This window comes from Macrococcoides bohemicum (assembly GCF_003259675.1).
GTDB lineage: Bacteria > Bacillota > Bacilli > Staphylococcales > Staphylococcaceae > Macrococcoides > Macrococcoides bohemicum.
This window is the reverse complement of sequence record NZ_PZJG01000003.1, coordinates 225,741-251,177: the sequence shown is the minus strand read 5'-3', so window position 1 is coordinate 251,177 and position 25,437 is coordinate 225,741. Positions and strand designations below refer to the sequence as shown.

Sequence of the window (25,437 nt, the reverse complement as noted above, 5' to 3'; positions counted from 1 at the left end):
TGATAATAAAAAAAATTCCTTGATAAATTATTATCAAGGAGATTATACCATTTATGCGTTAATCATTTCATCATATTGTGCTTGATCCATTAATTCTTCAAGTCCAGTGTCATCTGCTTCTACTTTAATCATCCATGCTTGATCCATTGCTGATTCGTTTACTAATTCAGGTGAATCTTCTAATTCAGAGTTAACTTCAATAACTTTGCCTGAGATAGGAGCATATAATTCAGATACAGTTTTTACTGACTCAACGCTACCAAAAGGAGCATCAACTTCGATTTCATCTCCAACTTCTGGTAATTCAACGAATACAATATCCCCTAATTCAGATTGTGCGAAATCTGTAATACCGATTGTCTTAACATTATCTTCTGATTTTACCCATTCATGATCTTTTGAAAATTTTAAGTTTGACATTATAAACCCTCCGTTTGATTAAAGTACTGTCACTATTATAATGACACATTGTAAGCGTTTATTCAATCATTTTTATAACCACATATCGCTATATTCTTTTTCTTTAAAGCCTAAAGTAATTTTATTGCCATTAACAGCTAACGGTCTTTTAACTAACATACCATCTGAAGCAAGTAATTCAAACTTTTCATCATCTGACTTTTCGCTTAATGTTTCTTTAAGGTTTAATGCTTTAAATTTAGCACCCTGTTTATTAAACAGCGCATCAATATCGACATTTGTCTGCTCTACAATCGCTCTAAATTCAGCAGCAGTGGGAGTAAGTTCAACGATATGGATAGGTTCAAAACTAACGCCATGTGTTTCTAAATATTTTGCTGCCTTTCTACATGTACTACAATTTGGTAACTGATAAAATTTTATCATCATAGGCCTCCTTCTTAATTTAACCTAATATTAACAATTATTATTAAAGGTTACAACTGCAATCCTTATCGTTTAATAATTTATTAAAAAGGTATATAATTATCATATAAATAAATTATATAAAACAATGTGAGGGAATAATTATGAGAACAATAAGTCAATATGAAGAATTTAAAGAAATTATAAATCAAGATGAGAAAGTAATCGTAAAATTCTTTGCAGATTGGTGTCCCGATTGTACACGTATGGATTTCTGGATTGATCCTATTGTAGATGAATACAATGACTATACATGGTATAAAATCAACCGTGACCAAGTACCTGAAGCTGCTGATGAGAATGAAGTGATGGGTATCCCAAGTATCCTTATCTTTGAAAAAGGTGAAAAATTAGCACATCTTCATTCTGCTAACGCAAAAACGCCTGAATTAGTTAAAGCATTTTTAGCTGAAAACTTAAAATAAAACTTTAAATTTAAAAAACCATCCATTGATAAAATGGATGGTTTTTTTAGTATGTAGAAATTAAGTTAGTATTCTTTCTTGTCTTATATTCTGCTTCCGTTTGTGCTGTTAAATAAACCGCTCCATAAATCATTTCATCGGCCTCACAACCTAGATGTTTTGATAACTCTGGGTGTAGTAAAGGAGGTTGTGTTTTAATACAGCTGCCTATCTTTTCTTCATATAAAGCTAATGAAAGTGTCTGCATAAAACCGCCAATCGCAAGAACATCTTCTAAATTTTCTTTTTGACGTCGATCACGTGGACCAACAATTAACAATATACCAGCAAGTATTTTTGTTTTATCTACATGCTGAATTTTTTTCTCAGCATTATTCTTAAATGCAACGTCAGCAAACGTCTGTGCATAGTTTTCTAATCTTTCCTTTTTAACCCACACAATGCGCCATGGTTCACGCATACCGTGATTAGGTGCAAATGTCGCTAATTCAATCGCACGTTCTACAGCACTATCTTCAACAATCGTATCAACATACTGTTTAATACTTCTTCTATTTTTTATAGCATCTTTTAATTCCATAAAAAATACCTCCTCATAATTGATAACCATTATCAATTATAAAGAAGTATCATTAATTTGTAAATTATGATTTATAAAGCACAATCTGATCATGTATATCTTTAATATGAATTTGACCTGGTGCAACAGGATTGCCAACATAGCCAAAGGTCATAGATGATCCAAATATCCCACAAGCCACTCGTGTAATCTTTCCGATTTCTCCCATTGCTATACCGATGATATTTAAATTACAGTTTTGTTTTGTTTCATAAACTGCTGACATTAAGTTAAGCACATCTTTACCATCATTCGGTTTAACCGCTAGCTTACAGTAATCTGCATCTAGTTTACTCATGCGATTATAAATCGCGAGCATATCTTTAATACGTGGAGTGAATTCATATTCATGGTGACTAATTAACACTAAAATATTATTCGCACGTGCCAATACCAATAATTTATCCATATAGTCTTCATATATCATTAATTCTAAATCGATAATATCACATAACTTTTTCTCTATAACTTCTTTAATAAGTTCAAAATAAGCATCCATCGTTATTTTTGTCTTGTTATTCATATCTTCTGTGCGATATGTAAATAAAATTTGTTTTGATGGAAATTTATCCTTTATAAACGCAATCTCAGATTCATAAAATTCAATTGAACCTTGCGCTAAGTCAGCACGATATTCAACGACATCGAAATAATCAATATATTCGACCGCTTCATTAATCAATTTTTTATCTGTGTTTTGTACATCTGATAACGTCAATATTACCTTTGGAATTGCACTACTCTGCTCTGTCAAAATAAGTCCTCCTTTTATTCATCCAATAATTAAAGTGAAAGTATGGTAAAATAGATAAGTGCTGTTAATTATTGAACAATCTCTTAATTCTATTTTACCTTACTTGATTAATAAATTGTATCAATTATACCCATATTATAAGTCCACAAGAATTTAATTTGGAAAGCACAGTGAATAATATATGGAGGATAATAATGAAAACACTATTTGATTTAAAAACCTTACCAGGATGGAAAATAGATAACCATACGAAGATAGCCATTCGTTTAGTAGAAAACGAAGACTATATCGCTATTACAAAACCCATATACAAAAGCCATAGCATAATGGACGTTATCGAATTCACTAAAGATAGTGAAGATAATATCACTTTTAAAAATATGAACAATAATAATCAGATTATCGTAACGATTGATGAAAATGAGAAGACCATTCATATCAATAATAAAGCATAGTGCCCTATAAGGTATTATGCTTTATTATTGATATATGTGTTTCAATTTGTTATATTTAAATATGCTAGTTATTTCATTCATACTATCTCGGGGGCGTTACGGATTCGACAGGGGTCACTTGGGTTGGTATAGCGTGTCGGAGGGTTGTCTTCGTTATCAACACAACAGTTATAATAACTGGCAAAACAAACAATTTCGCAGTAGCTGCCTAATAGCACTCTGCACCTCTCTCAAGCATCGCCTATGTGCCTGATGTAGAGGTTCAACTTTAAGTAGGATACGACGAACACTTCCGCCTGGAGTCTGTTCGTAAGAGATTAATCGGGCTAGCGATACATTCGGATGTCCGTTTTCAGATGTATCGTGAAATTCAATAACAGGACTACACACGTAGAAGTATCAATTGCAGGATCTTTGGACGCGGGTTCGACTCCCGCCGTCTCCATACATAAAGAAAAGCTTATACCTTAAATGGGTATAAGCTTTTTATATATTAAATAGAACTTGATTACTTCCTTAATTCTTTGCAGTGTAAAATATTTATTACTTGCACAACAAAAACTACCGAAGCGCTCCGGTAGTTAATATTTCTCTTTCATCGCACGGTCCATTTCACGTTTCGCTTCTTTTGCTTTCAATGCATGTCGCTTATCATAGTCTTTCTTACCTTTAGCAAGTCCAACAAGCATCTTACAGTAACCATTCTTAATATATAACTTAAGCGGCACTAACGCATAACCCTGCTCACGTGTCTGTCCATATAATTTATCGATTTGTTTACGTTTCATCAATAGTTTACGTGTTCTCAGTGGATCATGATTAAATCGGTTTCCTTCTTCGTATGGGGCGATATGCATATTATACACATACATTTCACCATTATACACTCTTGCGTATGAATCTTTTAAGTTCGCACTGCCTCGTCTTATCGATTTAATTTCTGTCCCTTGTAACACAATTCCCGCTTCAAACGTTTCTTCAATCGTATAATCATGACTTGCTTTTCTATTTTGTGCTAATGTCTTTCCGTCACCTTTTGGCATAACTTCACCTCTATTTCTTTTTACCTCTACCTGCATTTTTCACTGCTTTTGATTTATAGAATGGTTTCTTTCCACCATTTTTCTTCGCTGCTTTACTGAACTTTTCACCAGCCGCTTTTCCACGTCCCTTTTTACGTGGTTTTTGGTTATTATTGTTACCACTACTTTTACGTTCAGCTTTTATCTTTACTTCACGGATTTTACTTTCAATTTTAGCCATGTCCATACCGACTATCGCAAAATCAATCATGCGTTCATCAACATTTACGTTCACGACTTTCACTTTTACTTTTTGACCGATTTTAAACACTTTACCATGACGTTCACCAATCATCGCCATATGGCGTTCATCAAAGTGGTAATAATCATCTGTCATATTAGAGTTATGCACCATACCTTCGATTGTATTCTCAAGTTCTACAAACATACCGAAGTTAGCAACAGAACTAATGATACCCTCAAACTCTTCTCCTAAATGTTGAATCATATACTCTGCTTTTTTCAGATCATCTGTATCTCGTTCTGCATCAATCGCACGTCGTTCACGTTTAGAAGTATGTTCACTTATATCAACAAGCTTGTCTTCCCATAATGCCTTTTGTTCTTCATTCATTGAATGTTCGATTAAGTATTTGCGGATTAATCTATGAACAATTAAATCCGGATAACGTCTAATTGGAGAAGTAAAGTGTGTATAGTATTCAGCAGAAAGTCCAAAATGTCCTAAATTCTGTTCAGAGTATTTCGCTTGCTGCATTGAACGTAACATAAGTGTAGAGATAACTAATTCTTCAGGTTTATCCTTAATTTCTTTAACAATATTCTGAAGCGTTTTCGGATGAATATTTTCAGTACCACCTTTAACGATTAAACCGAAATTCGTAATGAATTCAAAGAATCGCTTTAATCTGTCTGCTTTAGGTTCTTCATGAACTCGATAAATAAATGGTACTTTTAATTTTGCAAAGTGTTCGGCTATGGTTTCATTGGCCATTAACATAAATGATTCAATTAATCGTTCACCTAATCCGCGCTCGCGAATAACAACTTCCTTAGGCACACCTACTTCATCTACTAAAATCTTAGCTTCTTTAAGGTCGAAATCAATTTCTCCACGTTGTACACGCATTTGTTTTAATATATCAGCTAAATCTTTTGCGTGTATCAACATTTCATGAATATGCTGATACTCATGTATTAAGATTTCATCATTATGCTCTAATATCTGATTGACAGCATCATACGTCATTCTTTCATCAGAATGAATGACACTTTGATAAATTTTATGATTTACAGCGCGTCCTGTATGATCGATTTCCATCTCACAGCTTAACGTTAATCGATCGACTTTTGGATTTAATGAGCAGATTCCGTTACTTAATCGATGTGGAATCATTGGTATTACGCGATCTACTAAATAGACACTCGTCCCACGCTCAAATGCATCCTGATCTAGCATTGATCCTTCAGTAACATAATGACTGACGTCAGCAATTGAAACGATTAATTTATAATTGCCGTTATCTAACTTTTCTACACTAATAGCATCATCTAAATCTTTTGCGTCAGCACCGTCAATTGTAATCGTTAATATGTCACGTAAATCTACACGATCCTTGTAATCTTTCGGTTCAATTTCATCCGGCACATTGTTTGCTTCTTCAATAGTTGCAGGATTGAAATCTATATTAATACCGTGGGTATAGATAATTGATAATATATCTACACCAGGATCATTTTTATGACCTAGTATTGCTTTAACCATACCTTCAGGATTGTTTGTGCCATCAGCATATTGTGTCAATTCCACTAATACTTTATGTCCTTCAACAGCACCAAGATTTTTACCTTTAGGAATAAAGATATCCTGTGTAATACGTTTATCATCAGGTAACACAAATCCAAAATGTCTCGCTTCAGTATACGTCCCGACAACTTGCGTTATTGCACGTTTCTGTATTGCTTTAACTTCACCTTCGTTACGCCCATCACTTGCTTTTGATACACTCACTAATACTGTATCGCCATCCATCGCTCTGTTGATCTTATTTGGCGGGATGAATACATCTTCTATCGTCTCATTTTCCGGACGTACGAAAGCGAATCCTTTTTTATGTTGACTTAAAGTACCTTGAACTAAGTCTCCCGGGCTACCCGGATTATAATATTTATCATTTTTAGTGCGATTAATCTTTCCTGATTGTTCAAGCGCAACTAAAGTTTTTACAAGTCCAGTAAAGGCATCTGCATCTTTTAAACCAAGATGATTTTCTATATCTTCCACCGTAATTGCATTTCCTTTTAATGATTGTAAATATGCAATAACTTCTTCTTCAAACAGATGCATATATATTGCCCCCTTTTTAATTTGACCATTCAAGCTTTTCTAAAAATGCTAAAAAGTCATTAAACAATTGTTCTTTCTCAATATCTATTGTAACAACATGACCACTTTTCTCATACCAATGTATCTCTTTTTCTTCACTTTCAGATTCATTATATATAATATTCGCTGATTCAATATCTATCATTGTGTCCAGGCGTCCCTGGGCAACGAATAAAGGCGCATATACATTATCTAAAGTTGGTCTTATTTCAGCTAATGTGGTCTGTAATTCTTCAAGCATTGATGTCGGATGAAATGCTGACATCTCGCTCTTAATTTGATCAGGTGTCTTTCCTTCACGTTTCTTAAATTCTCGCGCGTATGCAAGGACGCCATCAAACATATTCCCTGTCGTTTTTATATGCATCGGTGAACACATCGTGCCAACACCTATTACATCTCTATATTGACTCAATTTTAAACTAAAGACACCACCCAGTGATACACCAGCAACTGCAATTTCACCATATCCTTTTGATTTCAGGAAATCATAAGCTTCTATAACCTGACTCCACCAAACGTGAGGACTAGACTGTAGCAGCTCCTCTGGAGGTACACCGTGTCCTTCATAATGTGGTGCATAACACGTATACCCTTGTTTCTGTAAAAAACGTCCTAATTGACGTACATCAGAAGAATTTCCGGTAAAGCCATGTAAGAGTAGCACTGCTCTTGGTCCTTCTTCAAAAAAGAAAGGTTTAGGTAATTGTATTTTCATTTTCATTATAAAAATCTCCTTATATATTCATTGTATGTGTTTTAAGTGCAAAATAAAAATAAAAAAGTCCGAACAATGTGTCCGGACCCCTTATTAAATACCAAAATAACCAATTGCAATTGTAATTAAGAAAAGTAAAACAGACGCAACAATAGTAATTCTATTTAAAATTAAATCAACACCACGTTGTTTTTGTTTTCCGAATAATTGTTCAGCTCCACCACTAATTGCTCCTGATAAGCCATTACTCTTACCTTCTTGTAATAACACAACAGTGATCAATACAAGACAATCAATAATTAGTAATACTGTAAGTAAAGTATTCATTGATGGTCCTCCTCAATTTCTAATAACTCATATTATATTAACATATTCACTTGTAAAAAGAAACATAAAGAAAAGGAACGTCGTCACGTTCCTTTTCGATGTATAGACTATAAAGTTATTATTTACTGATGTTGTAGAAAGAGTTTAATCCTTCAAATTTAGCAGTTTCAAATAATTCATCTTCAATACGTAATAATTGGTTGTATTTCGCAATACGGTCTGTACGTGATAATGAACCAGTTTTAATTTGACCTGCATTTGTAGCAACCGCGATATCAGCAATTGTAGTATCTTCAGTTTCACCTGAACGGTGAGAAACGACTGCAGTATAACCAGCTTTTTGAGCCATTTCGATTGCTTCAAATGTTTCAGTTAAAGTACCAATTTGGTTAACTTTGATTAAGATTGAGTTACCAACACCTTCGTTGATACCACGCTCTAAAATTTTAGTGTTAGTAACGAACAGGTCATCTCCAACTAATTGAACTTTATCTCCTAAACGTTCAGTTAAAGCTTTCCAACCGTCCCAGTCGTTTTCATCCATACCATCTTCGATAGAGATAATTGGATATTTATTTACTAATTCTTCTAAGTAATCTACTTGTTCAGCTGAAGTACGTTTCGCGCCGCCTTCACCTTCGAATTTAGCATAATCATAAGTACCATTCTCATAGAACTCAGATGAAGCACAGTCAAATCCTAAGAATACATCTTTACCAGGTTCTAAATCTGCTGCTTTAATTGCTTCTAAAATTGTTTCAACAGCATCTTCAGTACCTTCGAATGTTGGAGCGAATCCACCTTCGTCACCTACTGCTGTTACTAATCCACGAGATTTTAAGATTTTCGCTAAGTTATGGAAGATTTCTGCTCCCCAACGTAACGCTTCTTTAAAGTTAGGTGCACCAACAGGTAATACCATAAACTCCTGGAATGCGATAGGTGCGTCAGAGTGAGAGCCACCATTTACGATGTTCATCATAGGAACTGGTAATTGCGTACCGTTAAATCCACCTAAGTATTTGTATAAAGGCATACCTAAGTATTCGGCAGCAGCGCGCGCTACAGCGATTGAAACGCCTAAAATAGCATTGGCACCTAATTTACCTTTGTTCTCTGTACCGTCTAAAGCGATCATCATTTTGTCGATTGATACTTGGTCTAAAACTGAAAAATCACCTTCGATGATTTCTGGAGCGATAATTTCATTAACGTTCTCAACAGCTTTTAATACACCTTTACCCATGTAACGATCTTTATCACCATCGCGTAATTCAACAGCTTCATGTTCACCAGTAGAAGCACCAGAAGGTACTAATGCACGACCTAAAGCACCGCTTTCTGTGAATACTTCAACTTCAATTGTAGGATTACCTCTTGAATCTAATACTTCGCGTGCATAAACATCTGTAATAATTGGCATGTGTAAAACTCCTTTGTTTGTTTTATTTTCTATTTAATTATTCCCGATTTGTCAGGATTAATCAATTAATTAAATTAATTTTAGTGATACTTTTTATTTAAGTAAGATTTACTTTTGAATTAATGATTCACCAGTCATTTCAACAGGCTTTTCAACACCTAATAAATCAATTAATGTAGGTGCTAAATCAGCTAAACGACCACCACTACGAAGTGTCACACCTTCACGTGTTACAATCACTGGCACCGGATTAGTCGTATGCGCAGTCATAGGTGTACCGTCGATCGTTACTACTTCATCTGAATTACCATGGTCAGCTGTAATAATTGCAGTGCCTCCCATTTCAAGAATCTTATCAACAACAGCTCCTAAACATTCATCGACTGCTTCTATCGCTTTAATTGTAGGTTCAAGCATCCCTGAGTGACCTACCATATCAGGATTGGCAAAGTTTAATAAAACTAAATCCAGATCACCTTTATTAAGTTCTGCAAGCAATGCATCTCGTACTTCGTATGCACTCATTTCAGGTTTCAAATCATATGTTGCAACTTTTGGAGAGTCAATTAATACACGTCGTTCTCCATCAAACGCTTCATTACGTCCACCACTCATGAAATATGTCACGTGTGGATACTTTTCAGTTTCAGCAATACGTAATTGTTTTAAGCCATTTTTACTTGCAACTTCACCAATGGTATTGACTAAATCTTCTTTAACAAACACAACATCAGCTTTCACTTGATCATTATACTTAGTAAATGTTACAAATTTGATGCCGATTAATCGCTTATCCATTTTAAAACCATCAAATTCTTCATTCGTGTAGACTTCTGATAATTGTGCTGCACGGTCAGGTCTGAAGTTGAAGAAAATCATTGCATCTCCATCATCAACACCTGTATTTTCTGAACCAACTTCTTCGTCTTTTACTACGAATGGAACTACGAACTCATCGTTAACACCTTCAGCATAACTTGCTTCAACACCAGCTTTAGCCGTTTTGTATTCGACACCTTTACCGTATGTCATCGCATCATATGCTAACTGTTCACGATCCCAACGCTTATCTCTATCCATCGCATAATAACGACCAGAAACAGATGCAAATTGTCCAACACCAATTTCTTTAAATTGTCGTTCAGTTTCCTCAATGAATTGTAATGCTGTTTGCTGGCCAACATCACGACCATCTAAAAATGCGTGAACATAAACTTTTTCAACACCTTGTTCTTTTGCAAGTTTTAATAATGCAAACAGATGTTGGTAATGACTGTGTACACCGCCGTCAGATAATAATCCCATTAAGTGTAACGCTGAATCATGTTCTTTTACATGTTTCATCGCATCTAATAACACATCATTGGTAAAGAAGTCACCGTCTTGAATAGATTTGTTAATGCGTGTTAATGATTGATATACAATACGGCCTGCACCAATATTTAAATGGCCAACTTCTGAGTTACCCATTTGTCCTTCCGGCAACCCTACATCAAGTCCACATGCCATTAATTGCTCATGTGGATATTTGTTGTAGTAACGATCAAAATTCGGTTTATTTGCTTGAGCTACTGCATTACCGAAAGTTTCTTCTCGGCAAGCAAAGCCATCTAGTATGATTAAAGCAGTTGGGCTTTTCATTACTTAGCACCTTCTAACAATTTTACGAATGAATCTACTTCTAATGACGCTCCGCCTACTAACGCACCATCAATATTTTCATTCGCCATGTATTCTTTAATGTTTTCTGGTTTAACAGAACCACCGTATTGAATACGTACAGCTTGTGCTACTTCTGTATTGAAGTCTTTTTCAACAACAGAACGAACAAATTTACAAGATGACTCAGCATCTTCACTTGTAGCAGATTTACCAGTTCCAATTGCCCAGATTGGTTCATAAGCAATGACAGCAGATTTAACTTGTTCTTCAGTAAATCCTTTTAATGCGTTAGAAACTTGAGAACCAACACGAGCTTCAAATTGACCCGATTCACGTTCTTCATCTGTTTCACCACAGCAGATAATTGGCGTCATACCGTGTTTAAAAACAGCTAAAGCTTTTTTATTTACATCTTCATCTGTTTCTCCAAAGTATTCACGACGTTCAGAATGCCCTAAAACTACATACTTAACACCTAAGTCTTTCAATGCAGCTGGTGAAGTTTCACCAGTAAATGCTCCATTATCTTCAAAGTAACAGTTTTGCGCCCCGATATTTAAACCTTCAACGTTTGCACTTACTAATGCATCTAATTGAATTGCTGGTGCGCAAATTACTGCATCAACGCTATCCGTGCTTGGTAAAGCAGGTAAATTAGCGACAAAATCTTTTGCTTCTTTAACTGTTTTGTTCATTTTCCAGTTTCCTGCGATAATTGGTTTTCTCATTTTAACATCCACCTTTTTATTTTTCAGAGATTGATTTAATACCAGGTAGTTCTTTACCTTCTAAATATTCTAATGACGCTCCGCCACCTGTTGAAATATGTGTAAATTTATCTGCAAATCCAAGATCCATTGCAGCTGCAGCAGAATCTCCACCACCGATAATTGTAGTTGCACCTTCTAAATGTGCAATCGCTTCACAAACACCGATTGTACCTTTAGCGAAGTTGCTCATTTCAAATACACCCATCGGTCCATTCCATACAACTGTTTTTGCGCCTTCTAATTCTTTTTTGAATAACTCAATCGTAGCTGGTCCAATATCTAATGATTGTAAATCTTGAGGAATTTCATCAACTGGTACAGTAGAAATTTCTCCATCATTTGAGAATTCTTTCGTTACAACCGCATCAACTGGTAATACAATCTTACCTTCTCCTCGTGCTAATAAATCGTTCGCTAATTCAATCTTATCTTCTTCTAATAATGATTGACCAATTTCTTTGCCTTGTGCTTTTAAGAAAGTATAAGCCATACCGCCACCGATCAATACTTTATCAGCTACTTTCAATAAGTTTTCGATAACACCAATTTTGTCAGAGACTTTCGCGCCACCTAAAATTGCTACAAATGGACGTTCAGGATTTTCTACAACACCACCGATGAATTTAATTTCTTTTTCCATCAGGAACCCAGCAGCAGTTTCTAAATGTGTTGCTACTCCAACGTTTGATGCATGCTCACGGTGAGCTGTACCAAATGCGTCATTTACAAACACATCACCTAATGAAGCCCAGTACTTACCTAATTCAGGATCATTTTTACTTTCTTTCTTACCATCTACATCTTCAAAACGTGTATTTTCAAATAATAAAACATCGCCAGGAGCTAATGCATCGATTGCCGCTTCTAATGCTTCGCCACGTGTTTCAGCTACAAATTTAACGTCTTTCCCTAATAGTTCAGTTAAACGTGTTGCTACAGGTTGTAATGATAATTTTGCTTTATCTTCCTCAGCTTTTACTTTACCTAAGTGAGAGAATAAAATGACTTTACCACCTTGTTCAATAATATATTTAATAGTAGGCAATGCTTCTACGATACGATTATCATTCGTAATCGCACCATCTTTCATCGGTACGTTAAAATCTGCACGTACTAAAACCTTTTTATCTTTTAAGTCTAAATTCGAAACAATTTTTTTAACCATCTTTGTGGCCTCCTATAAAATATTAGTGTTTACGATGTTAATTATAACAATGAACCCCTAATAATAAAATAAGCAGGAGAAGCGAAATCTTCCCCCGCTTACGCGTGAATAAAATATTATTTAGCTTGTGCTTGTTCAGCTAAGAATTCTAAAGTACGTACTAATTGAGCAGTATAACTCATTTCGTTATCGTACCAAGCTACTGTTTTAACCATTTGGTGTTCACCAACAGTCATTACACGTGTTTGTGTTGCATCGAATAATGAACCATAAGTAATACCGATAATATCAGAAGATACGATTTCATCTTCAGTGTAACCGAATGATTCGTTAGTTGCAGCTTTCATTGCAGCGTTAACTTCTTCTACTGAAACTTCTTTTTCTAAGATAGTTGTTAACTCAGTAACAGAACCAGTTGGTACTGGAACACGTTGTGCTGAACCATCTAACTTACCTTTTAATTCTGGAATTACTAAACCGATTGCTTTAGCAGCACCAGTTGAGTTAGGAACGATGTTGTTTGCAGCTGCACGTGCACGACGGAAGTCACCTTTCGCATGTGGAGCATCTAAAGTGTTTTGGTCACCAGTGAATGCGTGAACAGTCATCATTAATCCTTCGATGATACCAAATTCATCATTTAATACTTTAGCCATTGGCGCTAAACAGTTTGTAGTACAAGAAGCACCAGAAACGATTTCTTCTGAACCATCTAATACATCATGGTTAACGTTATATACTACAGTTTTTAAATCACCTTTAGCAGGTGCAGAGATTAATACTTTTTTAGCTCCAGCTTCGATATGTGCTTGTGCTTTTTCTTTATCAGTGAAGAAACCTGTACATTCTAACACTACATCAATACCAAGATCTCCCCATGGTAATTCAGCTGGGTTAGGATTTTCGAATGATTTGATTTCGCGACCATTAACGCGGAAACCACCTTCGATAACTTCAACCTCTTCTTTGAAACGACCTTGAGTTGTATCATATTTTAAAAGATGTGCTAACATTTTGTCATCAGTTAAATCGTTAACTGCAACCACATCAATACCTTCTACTTCTTGTAATCTTCTAAATGCTAAACGTCCGATTCTACCAAATCCGTTAATTGCTACTTTTACTGCCATGGGTAATGGCCTCCTTTATATATCATATATATTTTATTAGGGGATAACCCTAAGTGAATCCAATTCTTTTAGCACATTGATTAAATACACATTTTGTATACTTCCACCAATTATTTTACGTTATACAACACAATTTAATTATAACCATAAATGCCATTAAAATAAAAATATTACGCATATAACTAAAATTATGTGACTGGTAACGTCTGTTGTTTAATTTGTTTCACCAGCCAATGCGCTACAGTTGAATCAATAATTAAAATCGTATGCTTTGGTGCAACATTTAAATATGCTTCAATCGCATACTGTTTTGTACTCCCACCTGCAACTGCGATAATGTTCATAGATTCATTTAAATCTTCTAGTTGAATACCGACCGTTCTAACTTTATGGACGACTTCACCAGTTGCATCAAAGTAATAACCGAATGCTTCTGCAACAGCTTTCTTTTGCTTTAAAATTTCGAAATCATTACTTGATGAATGTCTACGCTTTGCCATTTTCATCGCATCACCGATACCATGAATTAAAATATTTGCATTTTTAATATGGTCGAGTACGCGTTTAACAGATGGTTCATTGACAAGTGTATTATATGCTTCTTCACTAACTTGATCAGGTACATACAACACTTCAAATTGACATTTCCCGTGTTCAGCCATTTGCTGAACAATTGCGTTAGCTTGAAAAGACAAGTCTTCACCTAATCCACCTCTAGCAGGTGTGAAGATAACGCGTTTATTAAGCGGTTTCAACTGATTCGCTACACTAAGCATCGTTGAACCACCTGTTACAGATACGATATCGCCGCTAATCACTAATCTTTGCAAAACATTACTAGCTGCTTCACCAAGTCTGCTCTTAACAACTTCATCAGTATCTACATTACCATTCACTACAATCACTTCTTCTAAACCATAATATTGTTTGATTTGTTGAGATAAACTTTCTAACGCTGCATAACCTTCCATTAAAGATTGTAAATCTGCAAGTAAGTCTATCCCTTCATCAGTAATTGTCATGCCTTTAGATGAAATATTAACTAAACCTTGTACTTTCAATAAATCAATCTCAGTACGTAGTACTCTTTCAGTAATCAATAGAATATCACTTAAAGTTCTACGACCAATCGGCTGATGGAGATGAATAGTATCTAAGATTAAATAACGTCGATACATCTTTTCAATTAAATCGGGAATCAGTAATTGTTGAACCTTTAATAAATGATTCATATGACTCCTCCTTTAATCGATAACAATTAGTTGGACTATATTTGTCCCGCGTGGGTCAAAAACTAACTAACGTTACAATGCAATAATAACAAGACTAAAAAAGTTTTGCAAGTAATTAGAAAACTTAAAAACGTTTTCATTACATATTAATCTATTTATTCATATTTACTTTCAAAAAAATTAATAATTGTTACAAAATCGATATTACCTTCCTGTATAGTTTCACCCGTGTCTTTATCAATCAAAACCGGGACGCTTAAACAATATAATTCATTAAGCACATCATCTTGCTGAATATTAACCTCAGTTACTTTAATATTGATATCTTCTTGTGCAAAAGAAATCTGTAGCTTTGCGTCATCACATAAACTACAGTTTGGTTGTGTATAAAAAATAATATGTCCCATAATTACCTACCTTTATATATTTATTATTTATCATTTATTATTTATCATTCATTAATTATTTATCTTTTGTTATTTTTTTGTCTTTATATATTAATAAAATTGATAGCACTTCACTATCAATATGTAATATCTACTATTATAATAAATATCGAGTAGATTAAAAATTTTATAATACAGTTTCAAATCTTTGACTATATTTGACGTTATAGTGTATATTATCTTTAACAGTAAACAAGGAGGCAATAAATTATGAACTTAATTCCAACAGTTATCGAATCAACTAACAGAGGTGAGCGTGCTTATGATATCTATTCTCGCTTACTTAAAGATAGAATCATTATGTTAGGATCTGCTATCGATGATAATGTAGCAAATTCGATCATTTCTCAGTTATTATTCTTACAAGCGCAGGACGCTGAAAAAGACATCTACCTATACATCAATTCACCAGGTGGCAGTGTCACTGCTGGTATGGCAATCTACGATACGATACAACATATTAAACCAGATGTTCAAACGATTTGTATTGGTATGGCTGCATCAATGGGATCATTCTTATTAGCAGCAGGTGCAAAAGGAAAACGCTTTGCGTTACCTAATGCGGAAGTAATGATTCACCAACCTTTAGGCGGTGCACAAGGTCAAGCAACTGAAATTGAAATTGCAGCACGTCATATTCTAAAAACACGTGAAAAACTTAACCGCATTCTTTCAGAACGCACAGGTCAACCAGTTGAAAAAATTGAAAAAGATACTGATCGTGATAATTTCTTATCTGCTGATGAAGCTAAAGAATATGGTTTAATTGATGAAGTTATGCATCCTATTGATGAGAAAAAATAATCAGATTATAGTTACAGAATATTAACTGAATAAATTATTTATTTTAAGCACTTAGACATGAGTATGTCTAAGTGCTTTTTCAATTCCAACCTAACTCATTTATTATATTAAAATAATAAAATGAGTTAGCAACGGTAATATAAATAGTAACTATTCCTAATAGGAATTTACAAAATTTTTACACAATCCCACTCATTTATTTACAAAGTTTTGATAAATTTATATTGCATTAATAAACTATTAACTTTTTTGGAGGATTATCATGAAGAAACTCAACAAAGTATTAGCTACAACTTTAACTGCTGGTTTATTAGCAACTTCTCTACCAGTAACTGATGCATCACACACTGCAAAGGCTGCTACAAAAGTATGTAAGCCAAGTTCAACACCAAAAAATGTTATCTTTATGATTGGAGACGGAATGGGTCCATCTTTCGTTGCTGCTCATAGATATATGCGTGACAATGCTGCTACAAAGAAGTTAGACAGAATTTCATTTGATGACTATTTATTAGGTGCTCAAACTACGATTGCAGATGATGAACATCAAAATATTACGGATTCAGCTTCTGCTGCAACAGCAATGAGTGCTGGTGTGAAAACTTACAATAGTGCAATCGCTGTTGACGTTAATAAGAAAGAAGTTAAAACAGTTTTAGAGCAGGCTAAAGCAAAAGGTAAATCAACTGGTTTAGTTGCAACAAGTGAAGTAACGCACGCTACGCCTGCTGCATTTGGAGCGCATGATGAGTCTCGTAAAAACATGGCTGCAATCGCTGATGACTACTTTGATGAAATGATTAACAAGCAACACAAAGTAGATGTAATCTTAGGCGGCGGAAGAGATTATTTCGAACGTGAAGACCGTAACTTAATTAATGAATTCCAAAAAGATGGATACAAATTCGTATCAAACAAAAAATGGTTAAAGAAAGTTTCAAGTAACTCTAAGCAAAAGAAAGTTATCGGTTTATTCTCTCCTGGTGGAATGCCAAAAATGATCGACCGTGATAAAAATATGCCATCATTAAAAGATATGACAAATACAGCACTTAAAAAATTAGGTTCAAATAAAAAAGGTTTCTTCTTAATGGTGGAAGGTTCTCAAATTGACTGGGCTGGTCATGCAAATGATATCACTGGTGCAATGAGTGAAATGCAAGATTTCGATGCTGCATTCCAGGAAGCAATTAAATACGCTAAAACTGACTGTAATACATTAGTTATCGCAACAGCTGACCACTCTACTGGTGGTTTATCAATGGGACAAGGTGGAGAATATAACTTCTTCGTAGATCCAATCAAAAAGATGAAACATACACCTGAATACTTACGTGCTCAAATGATGAAAGATGGCGCTAACGTCGATGCTATCATTAAAGACAATATCGGTTTCGAATTAGAAGCTGAAGAAGTTCAAGCTATTAAAGATGCAGTAGCTTCTAAAGATGCGGTTAAAATTGAAGACGCTATTGAAAAACCAGTAAACAAAAGAAGTTTTACTGGTTGGACAACTGGCGGACACACTGGTGAAGACGTTTACATCTACGGTTATGGACCAGGTAGTGAACAATGGCGTGGTAGCATGGATAATACAGATAACGCGAAACGCATCTTCAAATTCTTCAAATAATCAACTTATTTAAAGAATATCCAGGCACAACTTGTGTCTGGATATATTTTTTTATACCTAAATCAGAAGGAGTTTTAAAATGAAATCTCTATCTACATTATTCTTATCTACTACACTTTTATTAACTGCATGTAATGCAGATTATTCCTCACAAGATAAAAAAGAATCGTCTACAGAAAATACTACTGAAACAAAATCAAATAAAGATAAATCCAGCAATACAGCAAATAAAAACGTTAAACCTTATACAGAGCAACAAGCTAAAAAAGTATTTGGTTCCGTTGAAAAATTAAATCCAGGTAAAACTAAAAAATATCCGGTAAAAGGTGTAGAATCAAAAAACATTAGTAAAGTAATCAAAGTTAAAGATAATGAAACAATCATTTATTCTGAAGATACAGGGCACGGAATTCCAACGATACCTGCAGGTGAAAACCGTGAATTTATGGCTATTTCTGAAGTAACATATAAGAATCTAAAAATGTATATGCTGCAGGATGGTCGCTTTATTACTGCTGATCCAAACCATGTTAAAATTATAAGTAGCGATAAATCAGAACATTTTTATCCAAAGTTTGAAATGCACGAAGAAGATTATAAATATTTAGATACGCTTAATAAAAATGATAAAGATTATTTAGCATATGAGAACTATGCGAAAAATTTTGGTGCCACACAATATGACAGTAAACGTGAATTATTAATGTTCACTGCTATTCATCAAGTTAATAATGAAACAGAAGGCAGTTTTGTATTAGAAGATACTCCTTTTAAGTCTTTTGAAGACTTTAAAAGTTCCAAATAGGAGTCTCTACAATTTATTAATATGAAATTTACTACTCAGAAATAATAGTAGAATAAATAAAACCGGATGAGCAGCTTTTTTACTCATCCGGTTTATTTTATTTCTTCAATTCAATTGACTCGCCTGAACGTAGTTTGTCTGCTATTTCATCTAATTTTCTTAGACGATGATTCACACCTGATTTAGATATGACACCTGTAGAAACCATTTCCCCTAATTCTTTCAATGAAATGTCTTGGTGCATTACTCTTAATCGTGCAATCTCTCTAAGTCGTTCCGGTAACTCATCGATTCCGATTTCCTGATCGATCAATTTTATATTCTCTACTTGTCTCATTGCAGCACTAATTGTTTTATTTAAATTTGCTGTTTCACAATTCACAAGTCGATTAACAGAGTTACGCATATCACGGATGATTCTTACATCTTCAAACTTTAACAGCGCCTGATATCCGCCAATGATACTGAGAAATTCAGAAATCTTCTCAGCTTCTTTTAAATATGAAATATAACCTTTTTTACGTTCTAAAGTTTTTGCATTTAATTCATATTCATTCATTAATGCTGTTAAACCTAGTGAGTGGCTTTCATATAAAGAAAATATTTCAAGATGGTATGAAGAAGTCTCAGGATTATTAACTGATCCCCCTGCCAAAAAAGCACCACGTAGATAGCTGCGTTTACAGCATTCATCTGATACTAAAGACTTATCGACAATTTGTTTAAATTCACCATCAGTTAATATCTTAAGTTCATCCAGAATTTCTTTCGTTTTCATTTTTATTCTACAGATATAAACATTATTCTTTTTTAGTTTCATCTTCTTACGAACGAGCAACTCAATATCTACACCAAAGATTTTCTTCGTTAAACTATATACCCGTCTTGCAATCGCAGCATTTTCAGACTGAACGTTAATTACCCATTTCATATTCTGAATGCTCAAATTACCATTCATACGAATTAGCGCTGATAATTCTGCTTTACCACAGCACGTATCTGTTTCAATCCGCGTTAATTCATTTTTCATTTCTGAGGCAAAAGACACTTTACTCGCCTTCTTTCTGGTTAAACTCTATTGTGCTGATTTCACTTAATGCTAGCTCATATATCATATCAGCAAGAATTTCATTATTATGACGGACGATTCCATCTAGATTTATATCTACAAGTTCATTATCCGTAATCAGTTCAATGCCCATTTTTCGAATTCTATCATGATCACAATGAACAAAAGTCGAATTGTTACGTGCATAGTTATTATGAATTTTATTGTTAAATGTAGTATCATTTGCAATAACAAATTGTATAAATGGCTGTCCAACATGTTTATGAATCGCTTCAATGTGGTCAGCGACTGTATAATCAATTGTTTCGCCGCGTTGTGTCATGATATTTGAGACATAAAGTTTTTTAGCATCACTTTTAACAATCGCTTCAGCAAGTTCATCCAACACTAAATTCGGGATGATACTTGTATAAAGACTACCTGGTCCCATTACAATCAAATCAGATTCAAGTAAAGCATCTACTGCTTCTTTCATCGGTTTGATGTTAGAAGGCGTTAAGAATACACTGTCAATTTTCTTATCTTTTAATGGTATCAATGACTCTCCTACAACAATTTCACCATCCTCCATGATCGCATTAAGAATAGGGCTAGTATTTGTAGAGGGTATTACGGTACCTTTAACATTTAATATTTTGCTCAGCTCTTTGACTGCATGTCCAAAATCACTTGTCACATCTGTCATTGCAGCAAGCATCAAATTTCCAACTGGATGCCCTCCTAAAGTTTCATCGTTAAAACGATACTGAAACAATTTCTCAAGCATCGGTTCTACATCGCTTAACGCTGCAAGTACATTACGCACATCTCCAGGTGCAGGTATATCCATGACATCACGAATTTTACCAGTACTTCCACCATCATCTGCTACTGTTACAATTGCCGTTATTTCTACAGGATAATGCTTTAAACCTCTCGCCATTACGGATAATCCTGTACCACCGCCAATCAGACAAATCTTAAGCCTTCTCATCAATGATTCCTTCTATTAATGCATCTCTGTGGCGAGTATTCAATTCAAAATCAAAGAAATCAATCAGTTCATTGCTAATACGTTCTGCTAAAGCAACAGAACGGTGTTGACCACCTGTACATCCAATCGCAATTACAACTTGTGACTTTCCTTCACGCATATATCCAGGAATCACAAATTTCAATAAGTCCATCAGTTTCGTATAGAATATTTCAGTTTCTTTCCATTTCATCACATAATCATAAACACGTGAATCCATTCCAGTTAAAGGGCGTAGTTCCTCAATATAATAAGGATTCGGTAAAAATCGCACATCAAATACAATATCTGCATCAATTGGCACACCATGTTTGAAACCAAAACTCATTACATTGATAGAAAATATATTATCTTTTCCAGAGCTGAATAGTTCAATCACTTTTGAACGTAATTCTTTAGGCTTAAAATCTGATGAATCAACAATATGCGTTGCAACGCCCCTTAAATCTGCTAATAATCTACGTTCTTCATTAATTGCTTCTAAAGGTGTTCCACCAGAAGCAATTGGATGCGTTCGACGTGTCGCTTTATAACGAGAAACAAGTACATTATCATTTGCTTCAATAAATAATACCTGGACGAGTATATCTGTTAAATTTGTTATATTTTGAAGTTCTTCACGTAAATTGTCGAAAAAATCTTTACCACGTAAATCTACACCAATTGCAACGCGTGAAAGTGACTGATTATTATCCTGCATCAATTCAACAAATTTAGGTAATAGAATAGGCGGTAGATTATCAACACAGAAATAACCTAAATCTTCTAAACACTGAATTGCAACAGACTTTCCAGCGCCACTCATTCCGGTTACAACGACTAATTTTTTAAAATTTTCTTCATTCTTCACTGAAATCCCCCTCAAGAAGCTATTACTTCTATAATACATGAATTCATAAAAATAGACACGCGAATGCGTATCTATTATATGCTTATAATTAGTCGTTTAAAGATTCAATATAGTGTTGTGCATTTTGTGCAGCAATACTACCATCACCTGTTGCAGTAACGATTTGTCTTAATTTTTTAACACGTACATCTCCTGCAGCATAAATGCCAGGAATACTTGTTTCCATTTCATCATTTGTAATAATGTAACCTACTTCATCAGTAATACCTAAATCTAAGAATGGTTTCGTTAATGGCTGCATACCAATATATACGAACACACCGTCAGTTGGTACAGTTGATTCAACACCATCATTATCAACTAACGTTACAGAACTCACTTTAGTATCTCCGTTAATTGATTTTAATGTTGAATTCCAGATGAAATCAACCTTTTCATTTTTAAAGGCACGGTCCTGTAAGATTTTTTGTGCTCTTAATTTATCTCTACGATGGACGATTGTAACTTTGTCTGCAAACTTAGTTAAGTATACACCTTCTTCAACTGCAGAATCTCCACCACCGATAACGATTAAGTGTTTCTGTTTAAAGAACGCCCCGTCACATACAGCACAATATGAAACGCCTCGGCCACCTAATTCCTGTTCACCAGGTACACCAATCTTTTTATATTCAGCACCAGTTGCTATGATTAATGCTTTTGCTTTTAATTGTTTTTCACCTAGATCGATAATTTTCATATCTCCGTCTAATGTTACAGATTTAATATCTCCATATGCATATTCAGCACCAAATTTCTGCGCATGGTTAAACATTTTTGTAGATAAATCTGGTCCAGTGATTAAATCAAATCCCGGAAAGTTTTCTACATCTGCTGTGTTTGCCATTTGTCCACCTGGCATACCACGTTCAATCATAATTGTTGATAGATTAGCACGCGATGCATAAACTGCTGCAGTCATTCCTGCAGGACCAGCACCAACGATTACTACATCATATTCTTTTATTTCAGTCATTTTCTTACCTCCATTATTTCTATTCGTAAGTTCAATATACAACAACTTATTAATTTTAAATATTATTTTGCTTAAACGCATCATATACTTTTACAAAATGATAACGCGTCGTATTAAATTTTTCGATAACTTCTCGCTTAGTTAATTTATCATTCGACATTCTCATATATAAGAAGTAACATACTGCAGTGTAAGCCTGGATATTTTTCAGATCCATCTTGGCATCAATAATTGCTTCAGCTTTTTCAATCCAATAATCAAATAAAGCAATATCATAAACTTCATCAAATAAAACTTTCAGTCCTTTATGGATAAAATCCAGTTTTATTAGATTAATATTATGAAAGATATATGAAAGATAAAGCTTTTCGAAGTCTGGCATTTCTTCTAAAATATCCCATACTTTACGATTGATAATAAGTGTCTTATCATTCATCTGCGAGATTAAAAAGATGCCTATCAAACGATGATTGCGATCGATATGTTCAAGGAGGGGTAAAATTTCATCACTTAAATATTGTTGGCCATCATATATTTGCCTCGGACTAGGCCCAGGGTTCTGCACTATTTTAGTAAGAATTGTCCATAATTGATCTGACTGACTATGATGCCCTAAAGCAAAACTATTAAAACTAAGTGCATGTAACATTTGACTATTCACAAATTTACTTTTTTTGTACAAAGGTAAAAGTAACTTTTGCGATGATTCGAATTTTTTCAGGAAGCTTAGCACGATACCTAGCTTAAATTTCTCTTCATCATTAATCGGTACAATTTTTTTAAGACGTTTTAAATATAATTCATATTGTTCTGTTTGGTTCGTATTATATAGCAGTAAAGTATAATGGCAAAGCGCATGTATATCCGTAGCATCTTCATATAATAGCTGTTCTAATATCGCACCACTTTCATTATATTGTCCGATAAAAAGTAAAGTCATCGCCTTTAAATTACGTATTTCTGAACGTTCCTGTATATCAACCGGCTGATAATTAATCCAGTCCAGCGCTAATTCATAATGAAAGTTTTGAAAGAAATTCTGAAAGATATAATGTACAACAAAACTTTCACTTTCACTTTCAACCTTTGACTGGTCTTCGTAATATACTTCAAACAACGCTTGTAGTTCATCAAGATAAGAAATATCATCTGAATTCAGACAGTAATACATGCCAAATAAAAATGCTTTATTAGGGTCACGACGTTTCACAAAAAGTTGACTGAGTTCATAAAACACATCAATACAATCAAAATCCGTACTTAAATACTTAATTAACGTTTGTTCTGCATCATCAAACTTACCAATCATCTGTAAACATTCTGATAAGCTTTTATTTACTTTCCATTTGTTTTCTTTTTGAAGGGATTTTATATAAAATGAGATGGCTTCATCATATGATTGCTGGCTTTGTTTTTTTAAGCCGATCTTATAAAATTCATCATCATTACTAGGAAATTTTATAATGTTATCCATCCATCACACCCCTTTTTAAGTCGATACTTCCATTATACCTTATTTTTAATAATCATTGGATTTCCATATGCAAATGAATTTGCTGGTACATCTTTAGAAACGAGTGTCATCGCTCCGATGATTGCATTATCACCAATTGTTACGCCAGGTAATATAAGTGCATTAGCACCAATTAATACATTTGATCCGATTTCAATATTTCCTATGCGATATTCGTCTATTAAATATTCATGTGTTAGCAAAGTAGCATTGTAACCTATTACTGAATTTTCACCGATAGTAATTCTCTCAGGAAACATCAGGTCAGGCATCGCTTTATATGCGATTGAAGTTTTATTTCCGATTTTCATACCGAGAAACATGCGATATAAATGACGTTTTAATTTTACTGAAGGGCATATTCTACCACATTCAATCACAATAAAATTTTTAGCTACTTTAATAAATGAAACTGTGCGATACATTCGCCATAAAGGATTCACACCGTTTGATCTAATGCTTGATGTTTTGCGCATCACTTGAACTCCTCATCGGAAAATTAACTTCTTTATATTTAGGTAATTGGTATTTAATATTACGATAAATCCATATCGCTATTGCCACAATAATAATTGCTATTGAAATCATTTGAGCAATTCTTAAATGTTCAGTTAACATTAAGCTGTCCGTACGCATACCTTCGATGAAAAAGCGTCCGATTGAATACCAGATGGCATAGCTAAGTAACGTCTGACCAATCTTCAAATGTTTACGGATTAATAATAAAACAACAAAACCTGTAAAATTCCATATCGATTCATAAAGAAAAGTAGGATGATAATAAACGGCGTCTATTTTCATATTATTAATGATGAACTCCGGTATATGAAGTTGCTCTAAGAAACTTCTTGATACTTCACCACCATGAGCCTCCTGATTCATAAAATTCCCCCAGCGACCGATTGCCTGGCCAAGAATAATACTTGGTGCTGCAATATCACCAAGCTGGAAAAATGATACACGCTTCTTGCGTGTTAATAAGTAAGCCATTCCAAGTGCTCCAATCAAACCACCATGAATAGCAATACCTCCATTCATAATCATTGGAATCTCAGACAGATGTTCTTTATAGTACGACCATTCAAAAGCAACATAATAGATTCTCGCACAAATAATGCCGGAGATCACTGAGCTAATCACAATATCTATCAGCGTATTTTCAGTAAAGTTTTTCTTTTCTGTTTCTCGTTGTGCAAGTAGATATCCAATTAATATACCTACCGCTATAATGACACCATACCAGCGAATTTGAATCGGTCCCAGCTCTAGTGCTATAGGATTAAGTGTTAGCAGCAT

27 protein-coding genes and 1 other RNA gene are annotated in these 25,437 nt (G+C 34.3%); 6 read left to right on the top strand and 22 right to left on the bottom strand.

All coding sequences use genetic code 11. From position 1 onward, the window contains the following. Positions 1 to 51 precede the first annotated feature (51 nt). Entirely contained in the window at positions 52 to 420 is a 369-nt protein-coding gene (gcvH, locus tag BHX94_RS07535; RefSeq protein WP_111745562.1) for a glycine cleavage system protein GcvH, read from the bottom strand. Positions 421 to 492: 72 nt separating this feature from the next. Next, complete coding sequence (locus BHX94_RS07530) at positions 493 to 846, bottom strand: Spx/MgsR family RNA polymerase-binding regulatory protein (RefSeq protein WP_111745561.1); 354 nt, start codon at positions 844 to 846, stop codon at positions 493 to 495. Positions 847 to 989: 143 nt separating this feature from the next. Here BHX94_RS07530 and BHX94_RS07525 point away from each other — a divergent pair, with 143 nt between their 5' ends. Next, a complete protein-coding gene (locus BHX94_RS07525) occupies positions 990 to 1,310 on the top strand; it encodes a thioredoxin family protein (protein WP_111745560.1) in 321 nt (106 codons plus the stop codon). Positions 1,311 to 1,356: 46 nt separating this feature from the next. On the opposite strand, the gene BHX94_RS07520 is transcribed toward BHX94_RS07525, so the two are convergent. After that, entirely contained in the window at positions 1,357 to 1,890 is a 534-nt protein-coding gene (locus BHX94_RS07520; RefSeq protein WP_157742199.1) for a nitroreductase family protein, read from the bottom strand. Between the two features lie 64 nt (positions 1,891 to 1,954). Continuing rightward, on the bottom strand, positions 1,955 to 2,683 hold the full coding sequence (gene aroD / locus BHX94_RS07515; RefSeq protein ID WP_170120796.1) for a type I 3-dehydroquinate dehydratase: 729 nt from the start codon (positions 2,681 to 2,683) through the stop codon (positions 1,955 to 1,957). A 194-nt stretch (positions 2,684 to 2,877) separates the two neighbouring features. On the opposite strand from aroD, the gene BHX94_RS07510 reads away from it, so the two are divergent. Next, complete coding sequence (locus tag BHX94_RS07510) at positions 2,878 to 3,138, top strand: hypothetical protein (protein WP_096077068.1); 261 nt, start codon at positions 2,878 to 2,880, stop codon at positions 3,136 to 3,138. An 89-nt stretch (positions 3,139 to 3,227) separates the two neighbouring features. Beyond that, positions 3,228 to 3,586, top strand: a transfer-messenger RNA (tmRNA) gene (ssrA, locus tag BHX94_RS07505). A 133-nt stretch (positions 3,587 to 3,719) separates the two neighbouring features. Here the strand turns inward: ssrA and smpB are convergent. The 11 genes from smpB to BHX94_RS07450 form a co-directional block, all read right to left on the bottom strand. Continuing rightward, on the bottom strand, positions 3,720 to 4,181 hold the full coding sequence (gene smpB / locus BHX94_RS07500) for an SsrA-binding protein SmpB (protein ID WP_096077069.1): 462 nt from the start codon (positions 4,179 to 4,181) through the stop codon (positions 3,720 to 3,722). Positions 4,182 to 4,191: 10 nt separating this feature from the next. Then, positions 4,192 to 6,528 (bottom strand): ribonuclease R, encoded by a 2,337-nt coding sequence (gene rnr, locus BHX94_RS07495; RefSeq protein WP_111745558.1) that lies wholly within the window; start codon positions 6,526 to 6,528, stop codon positions 4,192 to 4,194. Positions 6,529 to 6,544: 16 nt separating this feature from the next. After that, positions 6,545 to 7,285, bottom strand: a complete 741-nt coding sequence (locus BHX94_RS07490) for an alpha/beta hydrolase (RefSeq protein WP_111745580.1) — start codon at positions 7,283 to 7,285, stop codon at positions 6,545 to 6,547. A gap of 93 nt (positions 7,286 to 7,378) precedes the next feature. Beyond that, entirely contained in the window at positions 7,379 to 7,612 is a 234-nt protein-coding gene (secG, locus tag BHX94_RS07485; protein WP_096077071.1) for a preprotein translocase subunit SecG, read from the bottom strand. Positions 7,613 to 7,730: 118 nt separating this feature from the next. Beyond that, a complete protein-coding gene (gene eno, locus BHX94_RS07480) occupies positions 7,731 to 9,035 on the bottom strand; it encodes a phosphopyruvate hydratase (RefSeq protein WP_111745557.1) in 1,305 nt (434 codons plus the stop codon). 108 nt (positions 9,036 to 9,143) lie between these two features. Then, complete coding sequence (gpmI, locus tag BHX94_RS07475; RefSeq protein ID WP_111745556.1) at positions 9,144 to 10,676, bottom strand: 2,3-bisphosphoglycerate-independent phosphoglycerate mutase; 1,533 nt, start codon at positions 10,674 to 10,676, stop codon at positions 9,144 to 9,146. Next, positions 10,676 to 11,425 (bottom strand): triose-phosphate isomerase, encoded by a 750-nt coding sequence (gene tpiA / locus BHX94_RS07470; protein WP_111745555.1) that lies wholly within the window; start codon positions 11,423 to 11,425, stop codon positions 10,676 to 10,678. Before tpiA ends, gpmI begins: the two co-directional genes overlap by 1 nt. Positions 11,426 to 11,441: 16 nt before the next feature. After that, the gene (locus BHX94_RS07465; RefSeq protein WP_111745554.1) at positions 11,442 to 12,632 is read right to left on the bottom strand and encodes a phosphoglycerate kinase; all 1,191 of its coding nucleotides are present in this window, start codon (positions 12,630 to 12,632) and stop codon (positions 11,442 to 11,444) included. A gap of 116 nt (positions 12,633 to 12,748) precedes the next feature. Next, positions 12,749 to 13,762 carry a type I glyceraldehyde-3-phosphate dehydrogenase gene (gap, locus tag BHX94_RS07460; protein ID WP_096077076.1) on the bottom strand — a complete coding sequence of 338 codons (1,014 nt, stop codon included), beginning with the start codon at positions 13,760 to 13,762 and terminating at the stop codon, positions 12,749 to 12,751. Between the two features lie 188 nt (positions 13,763 to 13,950). Next, entirely contained in the window at positions 13,951 to 14,994 is a 1,044-nt protein-coding gene (locus tag BHX94_RS07455; protein WP_111745553.1) for a sugar-binding transcriptional regulator, read from the bottom strand. Positions 14,995 to 15,149: 155 nt separating this feature from the next. Then, on the bottom strand, positions 15,150 to 15,401 hold the full coding sequence (locus BHX94_RS07450; RefSeq protein WP_111745552.1) for a glutaredoxin family protein: 252 nt from the start codon (positions 15,399 to 15,401) through the stop codon (positions 15,150 to 15,152). Between the two features lie 249 nt (positions 15,402 to 15,650). On the opposite strand from BHX94_RS07450, the gene clpP reads away from it, so the two are divergent. The 3 genes from clpP (at position 15,651) to BHX94_RS07435 (ending at position 18,682) form a co-directional block, all read left to right on the top strand. Continuing rightward, the gene (clpP, locus tag BHX94_RS07445; RefSeq protein ID WP_111745551.1) at positions 15,651 to 16,244 is read left to right on the top strand and encodes an ATP-dependent Clp endopeptidase proteolytic subunit ClpP; all 594 of its coding nucleotides are present in this window, start codon (positions 15,651 to 15,653) and stop codon (positions 16,242 to 16,244) included. Positions 16,245 to 16,506: 262 nt separating this feature from the next. After that, entirely contained in the window at positions 16,507 to 17,877 is a 1,371-nt protein-coding gene (locus tag BHX94_RS07440) for an alkaline phosphatase (protein WP_111745550.1), read from the top strand. A gap of 79 nt (positions 17,878 to 17,956) precedes the next feature. Next, on the top strand, positions 17,957 to 18,682 hold the full coding sequence (locus BHX94_RS07435; protein WP_111745549.1) for a hypothetical protein: 726 nt from the start codon (positions 17,957 to 17,959) through the stop codon (positions 18,680 to 18,682). A 97-nt stretch (positions 18,683 to 18,779) separates the two neighbouring features. Here the strand turns inward: BHX94_RS07435 and whiA are convergent, their stop codons facing one another. The 7 genes from whiA to lgt are packed head-to-tail and all read right to left on the bottom strand — an operon-like array spanning position 18,780 to position 25,434. Next, a complete protein-coding gene (whiA, locus tag BHX94_RS07430) occupies positions 18,780 to 19,730 on the bottom strand; it encodes a DNA-binding protein WhiA (RefSeq protein ID WP_111745548.1) in 951 nt (316 codons plus the stop codon). A gap of 1 nt (position 19,731) precedes the next feature. Beyond that, the gene (locus BHX94_RS07425) at positions 19,732 to 20,724 is read right to left on the bottom strand and encodes a gluconeogenesis factor YvcK family protein (protein WP_111745547.1); all 993 of its coding nucleotides are present in this window, start codon (positions 20,722 to 20,724) and stop codon (positions 19,732 to 19,734) included. Beyond that, positions 20,711 to 21,652 carry an RNase adapter RapZ gene (rapZ, locus tag BHX94_RS07420; RefSeq protein ID WP_111745546.1) on the bottom strand — a complete coding sequence of 314 codons (942 nt, stop codon included), beginning with the start codon at positions 21,650 to 21,652 and terminating at the stop codon, positions 20,711 to 20,713. Before rapZ ends, BHX94_RS07425 begins: the two co-directional genes overlap by 14 nt. Positions 21,653 to 21,701: 49 nt before the next feature. Further along, entirely contained in the window at positions 21,702 to 22,628 is a 927-nt protein-coding gene (gene trxB / locus BHX94_RS07415; protein ID WP_111745545.1) for a thioredoxin-disulfide reductase, read from the bottom strand. A gap of 55 nt (positions 22,629 to 22,683) precedes the next feature. Continuing rightward, positions 22,684 to 24,102, bottom strand: a complete 1,419-nt coding sequence (locus tag BHX94_RS07410) for a tetratricopeptide repeat protein (protein WP_111745544.1) — start codon at positions 24,100 to 24,102, stop codon at positions 22,684 to 22,686. A 32-nt stretch (positions 24,103 to 24,134) separates the two neighbouring features. Then, on the bottom strand, positions 24,135 to 24,617 hold the full coding sequence (locus BHX94_RS07405; RefSeq protein ID WP_096077088.1) for an acyltransferase: 483 nt from the start codon (positions 24,615 to 24,617) through the stop codon (positions 24,135 to 24,137). Further along, complete coding sequence (lgt, locus tag BHX94_RS07400; RefSeq protein WP_111745578.1) at positions 24,595 to 25,434, bottom strand: prolipoprotein diacylglyceryl transferase; 840 nt, start codon at positions 25,432 to 25,434, stop codon at positions 24,595 to 24,597. The genes BHX94_RS07405 and lgt overlap by 23 nt, the downstream gene beginning before the upstream one ends. Between the last annotated feature and the right edge of the window lie 3 nt (positions 25,435 to 25,437).